Annotated in this window: 10 protein-coding genes; 8 read left to right on the forward strand and 2 right to left on the reverse strand. The window is 73.0% G+C overall.

What is annotated here, in order from left to right; genetic code table 11:
- Positions 1-75: 75 nt before the first annotated feature.
- The 7 genes from ACFY2B_RS35835 to ACFY2B_RS35865 all read left to right on the forward strand — a co-directional run bounded on the left by ACFY2B_RS35835 (position 76) and on the right by ACFY2B_RS35865 (position 6,203).
- Entirely contained in the window at positions 76-876 is an 801-nt protein-coding gene (locus ACFY2B_RS35835) for a crotonase/enoyl-CoA hydratase family protein (RefSeq protein WP_390767220.1), read from the forward strand.
- Between the two features lie 42 nt (positions 877-918).
- On the forward strand, positions 919-1,860 hold the full coding sequence (locus tag ACFY2B_RS35840; protein WP_390767221.1) for a Zn-ribbon domain-containing OB-fold protein: 942 nt from the start codon (positions 919-921) through the stop codon (positions 1,858-1,860).
- The gene (locus ACFY2B_RS35845) at positions 1,857-2,927 is read left to right on the forward strand and encodes a thiolase domain-containing protein (RefSeq protein ID WP_390767222.1); all 1,071 of its coding nucleotides are present in this window, start codon (positions 1,857-1,859) and stop codon (positions 2,925-2,927) included. Before ACFY2B_RS35840 ends, ACFY2B_RS35845 begins: the two co-directional genes overlap by 4 nt.
- Entirely contained in the window at positions 2,924-4,090 is a 1,167-nt protein-coding gene (locus ACFY2B_RS35850; protein WP_390767223.1) for a thiolase domain-containing protein, read from the forward strand. The genes ACFY2B_RS35845 and ACFY2B_RS35850 overlap by 4 nt, the downstream gene beginning before the upstream one ends.
- An 82-nt stretch (positions 4,091-4,172) precedes the next feature.
- The gene (locus ACFY2B_RS35855; protein WP_390767224.1) at positions 4,173-4,415 is read left to right on the forward strand and encodes a DUF397 domain-containing protein; all 243 of its coding nucleotides are present in this window, start codon (positions 4,173-4,175) and stop codon (positions 4,413-4,415) included.
- A gap of 147 nt (positions 4,416-4,562) precedes the next feature.
- The gene (locus ACFY2B_RS35860) at positions 4,563-5,507 is read left to right on the forward strand and encodes a universal stress protein (RefSeq protein ID WP_390767225.1); all 945 of its coding nucleotides are present in this window, start codon (positions 4,563-4,565) and stop codon (positions 5,505-5,507) included.
- A gap of 198 nt (positions 5,508-5,705) precedes the next feature.
- Positions 5,706-6,203, forward strand: a complete 498-nt coding sequence (locus tag ACFY2B_RS35865; RefSeq protein WP_376534794.1) for a hypothetical protein — start codon at positions 5,706-5,708, stop codon at positions 6,201-6,203.
- A 27-nt stretch (positions 6,204-6,230) separates the two neighbouring features.
- On the opposite strand, the gene ACFY2B_RS35870 is transcribed toward ACFY2B_RS35865, so the two are convergent.
- Positions 6,231-8,201: an N-acetylmuramoyl-L-alanine amidase gene (locus tag ACFY2B_RS35870; protein WP_390767226.1), complete on the reverse strand. Its 1,971-nt coding sequence runs from the start codon at positions 8,199-8,201 to the stop codon at positions 6,231-6,233.
- Positions 8,202-8,555: 354 nt separating this feature from the next.
- Complete coding sequence (locus tag ACFY2B_RS35875) at positions 8,556-9,695, reverse strand: aminoglycoside phosphotransferase family protein (RefSeq protein WP_390767227.1); 1,140 nt, start codon at positions 9,693-9,695, stop codon at positions 8,556-8,558.
- 254 nt (positions 9,696-9,949) lie between these two features.
- On the opposite strand from ACFY2B_RS35875, the gene ACFY2B_RS35880 reads away from it, so the two are divergent.
- Positions 9,950-11,443, forward strand: coding sequence for a hypothetical protein (locus tag ACFY2B_RS35880; protein WP_390767228.1), 1,494 nt, complete (start codon positions 9,950-9,952; stop codon positions 11,441-11,443).
- Positions 11,444-11,447: the final 4 nt, after the last annotated feature.

Genomic DNA, 11,447 nt, shown 5'->3' on the forward strand with positions numbered 1-11,447 from the left:
GGCTGTCAGAAAACCCTTGAAGTGCCCACCCGCCTACTGCAACCTGTTCTCGTTCCGGCAGAGGGGAGATGGGTCATGGCCGGCACCGAACACCTCACCGTGCGGCGCGAAGGCGCCACACTGGTACTCACACTCAACAGGCCCGAGGCCAAGAACGCGCTCTCGCTGCCGATGCTCGTCGGCCTGTACGACGGCTGGCTGAAGGCCGACGCGGACGACACCGTCCGCTCCATCGTGCTCACCGGCGCCGGGAGCGCCTTCTGCGCCGGGATGGACCTCAAGGCCCTGGCCGGCGGCGGCATGGTGGGCGAGCACTACCGGGACCGGCTCAAGGCCGACCCCGACCTGCACTGGAAGGCCATGCTGCGCCACCACCGGCCGCGCAAACCGGTGATCGCCGCCGTCGAGGGGCACTGCGTGGCCGGCGGCACGGAGATCCTCCAGGGCACCGACATCCGGGTGGCCGGCGAGTCCGCGACCTTCGGCCTCTTCGAGGTCAGGCGCGGTCTGTTCCCGATCGGCGGCTCCACCGTCCGACTGCAACGCCAGATCCCCCGCACCCACGCCCTGGAGATGCTGCTCACCGGCCGGCCGTACAGCGCCCGCGAAGCCGCCGGCATCGGACTCGTCGGCCACGTCGTCCCCGACGGCACCGCACTCGCCCACGCCCTGGACATCGCCGAGCGGATCAACGCCTGCGGCCCGCTCGCCGTCGAGGCCGTCAAGGCGTCCGTGTACGAGACCGCCGAGATGACCGAGACCGACGGGCTCGCCGCGGAACTCGAACGCGGCTGGCCGGTCTTCGACACCGCCGACGCCAAGGAGGGCGCCCGCGCCTTCGCGGAGAAGCGGCCCCCCGTCTACAAGCGCGCCTGACCCCGTGCCGGGCCGCCCGAACAGCGAAGGAGACAGCCGCCGATGCCCGATGTCCTCAAGGCCCCCCTCGTCCTGGAGTTCCCCTTCACCCGCTCGCTCGGCCCCGTCCAGAGCGCCTTCCTCACCGGCCTGCGCGAACGCGTCGTGCTCGGTGTGCGCACGGACGACGGCCGCACCCTGGTACCGCCCGTCGAGTACGACCCGGTGACCGCCGAGGAGATCCGCGATCTCGTCGAGGTCGCCCCCACCGGCACGGTCACCACCTGGGCCTGGAACCACGAGCCCCGGCCCGGCCAGCCCCTCGCCACCCCCTTCGCCTGGGTCCTGGTCCGGCTCGACGGCGCCGACACCCCCCTGCTGCACGCCCTGGACGCCCCCGGACCCGACTCCGTGCACACCGGCCTGCGCGTGCGGATCCGCTGGGCCGAGGAGCGCACCGGCGCCATCACCGACATCGCCTGCTTCGAACCGTACGACGGCACCGCCGCCGAACCCACCGGCCACAGCGGCACGTTCGCGGACCCCGTCACCGGCATCGTCGCCCCCGCCCGCCTCGACTACACCTACACACCCGGCCGCGCCCAGAGCGCCTACATCGAGGCGCTCGCCGAACGACGCACCGTCGGCGAACGCTGCCCGTCCTGCCGCAAGGTGTACGTCCCGCCCAGGGGCGCCTGCCCCACCTGCGGCATTGCCACCGCCGAGCAGGTCGAGGTGGGCCCCCGCGGCACGGTCACCACCTACTGCATCGTCAACATCAAGGCCAGGAACCTCGACATCGAGGTGCCCTACGTCTACGCGCACATCGCCCTCGACGGCGCCGGCCTCGCGCTGCACGGCCGCATCGGCGGCATCCCCTACGACCAGGTGCGGATGGGCCTGCGCGTCGAACCGGTGTGGACCGAGGGCGCCCGCCACCCCGACCACTACCGGCCGACCGGCGAACCCGACGCCGACTACGACACGTACAAGGAGCTGCTGTGACCCGTGCAGACGCGCCGGCCCCCCGGGAGATCGCCGTCGTCGCCTTCGCGCAGACCGCCCACCGGCGCGCCGACGAGGAACACTCCGAGGCGGAGATGCTCCTGCCGGTCCTGCACGAGGTGCTGGAGAGGACCGGCCTGAAGACCTCCGACATCGGTTTCACCTGCTCCGGCTCCAGCGACTACCTGGCCGGCCGTGCCTTCTCCTTCACCCTCGCCCTGGACGGCGTCGGCGCCTGGCCGCCGATCTCCGAGTCGCACGTCGAGATGGACGGCGCCTGGGCGCTGTACGAGGCATGGACCAAACTGCTCACCGGTGACGCCGACACCGCCCTCGTCTACTCCTACGGCAAGTCCTCGCCCGGCTCCGTCCGGGACGTCCTCACCCGCCAGCTCGACCCGTACTACGTCGCCCCGCTGTGGCCGGACGCCGTCGCCCTCGCCGCGCTCCAGGCGCAGGCGCTCATCGACGCGGGGGAGACGGACGAGCCCGCGCTGGCCGCGCTCGCCGCCCGCAACCGCGCGTCCGCCGCCGCCAACCCCCATGCCCAGCTACGGGGTTCTGTCCCACCGGGGGAGTACGTCGTACGGCCCCTGCGCACCGGCGACTGCCCGCCCGTCGGCGACGGCGCCGCCGCCGTGATCCTCGCCGCGGGCGACCGGGCCCGTGAACTGTGCCCGCGGCCCGCCTGGATCCGGGGCATCGACCACCGCGTCGAGGCGCACGCCCTCGGCCTGCGCGAGCTGACCGACTCGCCCTCCGCCCGGCTCGCCGCCGAGCGCGCCGGTGCCTTCGAACGGCCCGTCGACACCGCCGAGTTGCACGCGCCGTTCAGCGCGCAGGAAGTCGTCCTGCGCAAGGCGCTGCGGCTCGGCGACGACGTGTGCGTCAACCCGTCCGGCGGCGCCCTCGCCGCCAACCCGGTCATGGCGGCCGGGCTCATCCGCATCGGCGAGGCCGCCGCCCGCATCGCACGCGGCGGGTCCGACCGGGCGCTCGCCCACGCCACGTCCGGCCCCTGCCTGCAACAGAACCTGGTCGCCGTACTCGAAGGGGATCCCCGATGAGCAAGGAGCCCGTGGCCGTCATAGGGATCGGCCAGACCAAACACGTGGCGGCCCGCCGGGACGTGTCGATCGCGGGCCTGGTCCGCGAGGCGGCCCGCCGCGCCCTCGACGACGCCGAACTGACCTGGTCCGACGTCGACGCCGTGGTCATCGGCAAGGCGCCCGACTTCTTCGAGGGCGTGATGATGCCGGAGCTGTACCTGGCCGACGCGCTCGGCGCGGTGGGCAAGCCGCTGCTGCGGGTGCACACCGCCGGTTCCGTCGGCGGCTCCACCGCCCTCGTCGCGGCCGGCCTCGTCGCCTCCCGGGTGCACGCCACCGTGCTCACCCTCGCCTTCGAGAAGCAGTCCGAGTCCAACGCCATGTGGGGCCTGTCCCTGCCGATCCCGTTCCAGCAGCCGCTGCTGGCGGGCGCGGGCGGCTTCTTCGCCCCGCACGTGCGCGCGTACATGCGGCGCAGCGGCGCCCCCGACACCATCGGCTCCCTGGTCGCCTACAAGGACCGGCGCAACGCCCTCAAGAACCCGTACGCCCACCTGCACGAGCACGACCTCACCCTGGAGCAGGTCCAGGCGTCCCCGATGCTGTGGGACCCCATCCGCTACTCGGAGACCTGCCCCTCCTCCGACGGGGCCTGCGCGATGGTCCTCACCGACCGGGCCGGCGCCGCCCGCGCCCCCCGGCCGCCCGCCTGGATGCTCGGCGGCGCCATGCGCAGCGAACCCACCCTGTTCGCCGGGAAGGACTTCGTCTCCCCGCAGGCCGGCAAGGACTGCGCCGCCGACGTCTACCGGCAGGCGGGCATCGCCGACCCGCGCCGGGACATCGACGCCGTCGAGATGTACGTGCCGTTCTCCTGGTACGAGCCCATGTGGCTGGAGAACCTCGGCTTCGCCGCGGAGGGCGAGGGCTGGAAGCTCACCGAGTCCGGGGTGACCGAACTCGACGGGGACCTGCCCGTCAACATGTCGGGCGGTGTGCTGTCCACCAATCCGATCGGCGCCTCCGGCATGATCCGCTTCGCGGAGGCCGCCCTCCAGGTGCGCGGGCAGGCCGGGGAACACCAGGTGGAGCGCGCCAGGAAGGTGCTCGGGCACGCCTACGGCGGCGGCTCGCAGTTCTTCTCCATGTGGCTGGTGGGAGCGCGGCCGCCCGACTTCTGAAAGGTCCCCCACACGTGGCCTGTTGGCCGTCGGAACCGATCGCTAGGCTGGCCGCGGACGACGAACCGGGAGGAGCACGGACGTGGCCGAGAGCACCACCCAGCAACAGCCGCTCAGGGGCTGGGACAAGCCGGAACTGGACCTCAGCAACGCCGATTGGCAGTCCAGCAGCCGAGGGCTTGGCGATGTCCAGATCGCCTTTGTCGAGGGCTTCATCGCGATGCGCAACAGCGGCCGCCCGGAGAGCCCTTCCCTGATCTTCACTCCGGCCGAATGGGGTGCCTTCGTCTCCGGCGCACGGGAAGGCGAGTTCGACCTGACCTGATCCGCACGGCGCCGGGTGCGCCGCCGAGCCGATCCGGGGGACTTCCGCACCGATTTCCGGACACGCGCCCGACCGGGCCGTCCCGGGACCGGCACCTGAGCGAGGCTGGCCCCGCATGGCACAGCCGCATCCCGGAGGTCAGGAACCATGAGCACGCTGCCGGTGATCGCCGCCGTCGACGGTTCGGACGACAGCCTGCGCGCCCTGGACTGGGCCCTCGACGCCGCCAGGCGCCGCGCGGCTCCGCTGCGTGTGGTCCATGTGCGGCAGTACGCGCCGTGGGGCCAGCCCGAGGTGCTGATCGCCGGCCCGCCCGAACCGGACGACGACGACATCCTCGACGCGGTACGCACCCGGCTGCGCGGCCCGGCGGCCGGGCAGGCCGTCGAGTACGTCGCGTTGTCGGGCGCGCCCGCCGCGGTGCTGCCCGCCCTGGGCACCGAGGCACAACTGCTGGTGCTCGGCTCCCGGGGGCGGGGCGGCTTCGCCAGCCTGCTGCTCGGCTCCAACAGCCTGGCCGCCGCCCGCGCCGCGGAGTGCCCGGTCGTCGTCGTGCCCCGGCCCGGCCGCGACCCGGGTGCCGCCGCGACGGCGGGGGAGCACGGCGAGCCGTCGGCCGGGCCGGGTCCCCGGGTGGTCGTCGGCGCGGACGTGGACGACCCCGACGACGCCACGCTCGCGTTCGCCTTCACCGAGGCCGGTCTGCGCGGGGCCCGCCTCCGGGTGATCGCCGCCTACCGGTGGCCCGCGCTGCCGCTGCCGGCGCCCGGCGGCCTCGTCCCGCCCGGCATCGACCAGGCCGCCGTGGAGCACGAGACCAGGACCCTCACCGAGGACCTCCTCGCACCGCACCGCGCCCGGCACCCGGATGTCCGCGCCGACGCCCTGGCGCTGCCCGGCGACGCGGCCGGCAACCTGGTCGCGGCCTCGGGCGGGGCGGCTCTGGTCGTCGTCGGCCGGCATCGGCGGCGGCTGCTCGCGCCCGCCCCGATGATGGGCTCCGTCACCCAGGCCGTCCTGCTGCACGCGGCGAGCCCGATCGCCGTCGTACCGCCCGCACCGCCGGAGGAGTCCGCACCGCCGCGGGACTGACCCGGCTCCCTCGCCCGGCCCACCGGACCCCCGGCCCACCGGCCCCCCACCGAACGCCACCCGCCGAAACCTGTCCGCCGGAACGCCGCCCACGGGCCGCGCGGCCGGTCGCCCGCGGGTTCTGCGGCGGGGCGCGGCTCCCCTGATGGGACGCCGCCCGGGCGCCATCGACCGGGCCCGGGCACGTACCATGGCCGCATGTCGTTCCTCCGTCGCCGCAGCGCCACGCCCGCCGGGCCCGACTTCGACGTCCTGGCCATGGACCCGGGCGACTGGCCCGGCAATCTGGGCGCGGGCCTGCTGCCCGCCCCCGACGGCAGCTGCCAGGGCGTCTTCCTGCGTTACGACCTGTTCGGCGGCCGTGGTCCTGCCATGATCATCGGCAATCTCCCGGAGGGCTCCCCGGCCCGTGACGTCGCCGAGGGGGAGATCCCCTTCGAGGTGGCCCAACTGCTGCTGGCGCTGGAGAACGACGAGGAGGTCACGGTCACCGGCACCGAGGACATGCCGGTGCTCCAGGGCGACAACCTGCTGATCGTGCGCCGGCTGAAGCTCACCGAGACCCGGATCTCATGCGTCCAGTTCGACCGCAGCGACGGCATCCTGGTCACCATCGCGGCCTGGGACCGGCCCATCACCGACGACCTGTACGCCCTGCTGAAGCCGCTCCCGGCGGAGCTTTTCCAGCAGGGCTGACGGCGGCCGTTCAGCCGGCCGGCGACGTCATCCGGCCGACGACCGAACGTCCACGTCGGCGGCGCGCACATACGCCACCCGGTGACCGTACTGGATCTGGTAGTACAGGTCCTTGCCCACCACGACCCGGTGCGAGTCGGTGGCGAAGGTGACCGCGTAGAAGTACTCGCCGGGCAGCTCGTCACCGACGACGTACTCCTGGCCCGCCGGGATCGTGTACGACAGCGGAGACACCGCCTGCGCGGGCACTCCCGTAGGGTACGCCTCCTTCTCCGGGTAGGCCCGGCCGTACACCGGGACGCTCGCACGCCCCGCCTTGGGCGTGATCACGAGCCCGGAGGCGTTCACGGCCGTCGGCTGTCCGGCCGGGTTCCGGAACCACGCCTGCTGTCCCAGGTACCAGATCGCCGTCCAGTCGCCCCAGCGGTCGGCCAGCGCGTACTGCTGCCCGGTCGAGACCCGCGAGGACAGGTCGTTCACCCCGGTGGTCGGAGCGGTGCCGAGGCCGATGTCCTTGACCAGCGCGGAGTTCTCGTCATGGTCCGAGTACAGCCGCACCTCGCTCGACCCGTGCGCTGGGCACGGCTCGCCCGCCGTGGTGCAGCCCGTGTAGACCGGCTGGTTCTTCGCATAGTCCGGCAGGATCGTGACCAGCCCGCCGTTCTTGCCCGCCGTGCGCTTGAACGGGTGACCCAGCAGCTCGAAGTAGTGCCGCCAGTCCCAGTACGGACCCGGGTCGGTGTGCATGCCGGGCACGGACGATGTGGTCGGCCCCGGCACGTTGTCGTGGCCGAGAATGTGCTGCCGGTCCAGCGGGACGCCGTACTCGGCGGCGAGGTACTTCACCAGCCGGGCCGACGACCGGTACATCGCCTCCGTGTACCAGGCGTCGGGCGAGGCGAGGAAGCCCTCGTGCTCGATGCCGACCGACTTGGCGTTGACGTACCAGTTGCCCGCGTGCCACGCCACGTCCTTCGCCTTGACGTGCTGGGCGATCAGGCCGTCCGTGGAGCGGATGGTGTAGTTCCACGACACGTAGGCCGGGTCCTGGATCAGGTTGAGGACGCCGTCCCAGGTGCCCTCGGTGTCATGGATGACGATGTAGTCGATGCCCTGCGAGGCCGGCCGGTTTCCCAGGTCGTGGTTGCCGTAGTCGTTGTCCCCGAACTCCTCGTACGGGGCCGGCAGCCAGGTGCAGGACACCGACGCGGGGCACTCCGTGCCGTCCTGGTCGGCCGGGCCGAGACCGGCCCGCTTCAACTGCCCGGTGTCCGCGGACAGGCCCGGCCGCGCGGCCAGCGTGACCGTCTGCCCCTGGTCCGTGGTGTGCTTCGCGCCGGTACGCAGCACGTCGTACACGTCGTTCGCGTACGAAGCGGCGGTCGCGGTGTCGTCCGCGCCGGAGAACCGGGCCACCGCGCCGTACCACTCGGCCGGATCGGAGCCGAGGGGCCGGCCCAGCTCCTTCTGGGCCGCGGCGAGCAGCGCGGCACCTCCGGCCACGTTGGCGGCCGGGTCGGTGCGCAGCTCGGCCGCCGGGATCCCGGTCAGCCGGGCGGCCCGCGGCAGCGTTTCGAGCCGGTCGGGGAGAGCGGCGGCGTCCGGCACGCTCACCTTCGGATGCCGGGCCGGGCGGGCGCTGTCACCGCGTGCGTCCTCGGTGCCCTCGCTGTGGTGCGGTGCGGCGGCGAGCGCGGTGTGCGCGTCGGTGAGGTGCATCGGGCCGTAGCCGCCGGACACGCTCGGCGCGCCGGCGTGCGTGTCCCAACGGGACTGGAGGTAGGAGACGGCCAGCAGGACGCTCTGTGGCACGTGGTACTCGGCTGCCGCGGAGGCGAAGGTGCCCTGGAGGTCGCCGGCGGCGGACCGGCCGACGCCCTGGGACGGTGCGGCGCCCAGCAGCGGCAGCAGCAGCGCCGCGGCGGCGATGCCTCCGGCGGCCCTGCGCGTACGTCTGCCGCGCGGAGCTGACGTGGGGTCGGTGGCGGATCCTCGCAATGCGGCCTCCTGGACGATCGAGCGCGGTGGGGCGTGCGGGGCTGAGCGATGCTCAGTGGTACCGGTTCGCCGACGATCCGTCAATCATGCCCAGGAAACCGCGATTTCCCACGTCAGACGGGGGTGAGAGAGTTTCGTGGCTGCGCCGCGCGGGCCTGCGGGGCGTCAGTGGCGTACACCAATGACCCAGGTGCGCACCGGGAATGCGGGGGACTGCCGGGGGCGTGCATCGGGCCGACTGCGCCCGGCGACATGGAGCAGCGGAAGCGCCGCCCGGCGACTTGGAGTACGGAACCGGCGCGCGGCGCGGCCCGCGGTGCGCCGCCGCCTCGGGCGCACCGCGGGCCGGTTCCGTCAGCGTGTGCCGACCGCCGCGCGCACGGCCCGGCGGGCCAGCTGGCAGTCGTCGTGCAGGCGCCGCAGCAGCAGGCGCTGCTCCTCCCCGGACGGTACGCCACCCGCCGCGGCCGGGCCGGAGGCCGCCGGGGGCGCGTCGTGCATCGAACGCTGCACGGCCGTCTCGTAGGTACGGATCTCCCGGGTCAGGACGAGCATCAGGTTCACCAGGAAGGCGTCCCGCGATGCCGGGCCCGCCGACTGGGCGAGCTGGCTGATCTGCCGCCGTGCCACCGGCGCGTCCCCGAGGACCGACCACAGCACCGCCAGGTCGTACCCCGGCAGGTACCAGCCCGCGTGCTCCCAGTCCACCAGCACCGGGCCCGTCGGAGAGAGCAGGAGGTTGGAGAGCAGGGCGTCGCCGTGGCAGAACTGGCCCATGCCCTGGCGGCCCGTCGCGTGCGCGATGCCGTGCAGCAGCTTCTGCAGGTCGCCAAGGTCCCGGTCGGTGAGCAGCCCCAGTTCGTGGTACCTGGCGATACGGGCCGCGTAGTCGAGGGGCGCGTCGAACGTGCCCGCCGGTGGCCGCCAGGCGTTGAGCCGGCAGATCGCGCCGAGGGCCGCACGGATGTCCGGGCGGGGCGGGGCCTCGGTCGGATGCCGTTGCAGCGCCGCCACCCGGCCCTGCATGCGCTCGATCACCAGGGTGCAGTTGTCCGGATCCGCCGCGATCAGCCTCGGCACCCGGACGGGCGGCCGGTGCCGGACGAACGTGCGGTACGCCGCTATTTCGTGGCGGATGCGCTCCGCCCAGGCGGGCGACTGGTCCAGGAGACACTTGGCGACGGCCGTGCTGCGTCCCGTCGTGCCGACCAGGAGCACGGACCGCCCGCTGCGCCGTAGCAGCTGCACCGGAGTGAACTCCGGGCAGATGCGGTGCACCGACGCGATGGCCGTGCGCAGTTGCGCCCCCTGGGGACCGGACAGGTCGAGTCTCCCGCTGAGCGGTTGAGTGCCCGGCCCCGCGGCGCGCGGTGGCCGCCCCACGCCCGGCACGCCGGTCCCCGGATGCGCGGGAGCGAGATAGGGTCCGCCGCCCGCGGGGCGGGGACGCAGCGGCCGGGGCGGAGCGGACACGGAGGACGATGCTGCGTACATGGGCGATACAGATCCCTTCGTGTTCCTGCGGTGTCTGCCTGGTGCGCGCGCCCACCCGGCCCGGTTGCCCGGGTGCATCCTGGGGAATGCGCCCGTCTGGAGGAGTGGTAGCCAGGTCGGGGTGGCGCGTTCCTACCTGACACCCGATGTGCAGTGGCACACCATCTGGCGCACCCTGGCGAACCCTGGCGAATAGTCGCCCGGCACCTTACGCCGGGCTACTGTCAACTCAGCCGAGAACCTGGGGGCTTGACGTGAGCGGACCATCCAACACCCGGCTCGCGGATCTGTTCGGCCTGGCCGGCTGGTCCAAGGGCGAACTCGCGAGGCTGGTCAACCGGCAGGCGGCGGCCAATGGCCACCCCCAACTGGCGACCGACACCTCCCGGGTGCGGCGGTGGATCGACTTGGGAGAGATCCCGCGCGATCCGGTGCCGCGGGTGCTGGCGGCCCTGTTCACCGAGCGTCTCGGTCGTGTCGTGACCATCGAGGACCTCGGTCTGGTGCGGCACGGGCGTACGGGGAAGCGGCCGGCCGGCGGGAGAGTGGAACATCCCGACGGTGTGCCGTGGGCGCCCGAACGGACTGCCGCGGTCCTCACCGAATTCACGGGAATGGACCTCATGCTCAACCGACGCGGCTTGGTGGGTGCGGGTGCAGCGCTCACCGCGGGATCCGCACTCAGCAGTGCCATGCACGACTGGCTGCACACCGACCCCACACTCAGGGCCGACGCCCCTGCCCTCCAAGACCCTCTGCACGCCGACCCCGCTGGGTTCGACCGTTACGAGGCCGCCCCCATCGGGTCGCAGGAGATCGAGGAACTGGAACGTTCGGTCGAGGTGTTCCGGGTGTGGGACGCGGCCCGCGGTGGCGGGTTGCAACGCAAGGCGGTCGTGGGCCAGCTCAACGAGGTGGGCGGCATGCTCGCCTACCGTCACCCCGGCCATCTGCAGCGGCGCCTGTGGGGCGTCGCGGCCAATCTCGCCGTCCTCGCCGGCTGGATGTCGCACGACGTCGGCCTGGAGCTCACGGCCCAGAAGTACTTCGTCATCGCCGCCCACGCGGCCCGGGAGGGCGGCGACCGGCCCCGCGCCGGGGAGGCGCTCTCCCGAGCGGCTCGCCAGATGGTGCACCTGGGCCGGCCCGACGACGCACTCGACCTGATGAAACTCGCCCAGTCCGGCTCGGGCTCCGAGGTGCTGCCGCGCACCCGGGCCATGCTCCACACCATCGAGGCCTGGGCACAGGCGTCGATGGGCAAGGGGCAGGCGATGCGCCGAACCCTCGGCCAGGCGGAGGACCTCTTCGTCTCGGACCGGGGCGACGTGCCGCCGCCGAGCTGGATGCAGATGTTCAAGGAGGAGGACCTGTACGGCATGCAGGCCCTGGCCTACCGGACCCTGGCCGAGTTCGAGCCGGGGGCGGCCGTGCACGCCCAGCACTTCGCGGAGAAGGCCCTGGCCCTGCGGGTCGACGGCCGCCAGCGGTCGAAGATCTTCGACTTCCTGTCCATGGCGTCGGCGTGCTTCATCGCCGACGACCCCGAACAGGCGGACCGGTACGCCCGGCTGGCCCTGATGTCGATGGGATCGAACTCCTCCCACCGCACCTGGGACCGGTTGCGCCAGATGTACCGGCTCACCGCCGAATTCACCGGCTATCCGAAGATCAACGAACTGCGGGAGGAGATCGAGCTGGCCCTGCCCAAACCCAGGAGCAGGGGAAGCAGGAGCGCACAGGCGTAGGGCG

This window comes from Streptomyces sp. NPDC001270 (assembly GCF_042896695.1).
In the GTDB taxonomy this organism is placed as follows: domain Bacteria; phylum Actinomycetota; class Actinomycetes; order Streptomycetales; family Streptomycetaceae; genus Streptomyces.

Bases quoted from the DNA above. Each gene is read 5' to 3' on its own strand.
- ACFY2B_RS35835 (WP_390767220.1), top strand. From the start codon at position 76: ATGGCCGGCACCGAACACCTCACCGTGCGGCGCGAAGGCGCCACACTG.
- ACFY2B_RS35840 (WP_390767221.1), top strand. From the start codon at position 919: ATGCCCGATGTCCTCAAGGCCCCCCTCGTCCTGGAGTTCCCCTTCACC.
- ACFY2B_RS35850 (WP_390767223.1), top strand. From the start codon at position 2,924: ATGAGCAAGGAGCCCGTGGCCGTCATAGGGATCGGCCAGACCAAACAC.
- ACFY2B_RS35860 (WP_390767225.1), top strand. From the start codon at position 4,563: ATGAGCACGCTGCCGGTGATCGCCGCCGTCGACGGTTCGGACGACAGC.
- ACFY2B_RS35865 (WP_376534794.1), top strand. From the start codon at position 5,706: ATGTCGTTCCTCCGTCGCCGCAGCGCCACGCCCGCCGGGCCCGACTTC.
- ACFY2B_RS35875 (WP_390767227.1), bottom strand. From the start codon at position 9,695: ATGTACGCAGCATCGTCCTCCGTGTCCGCTCCGCCCCGGCCGCTGCGT.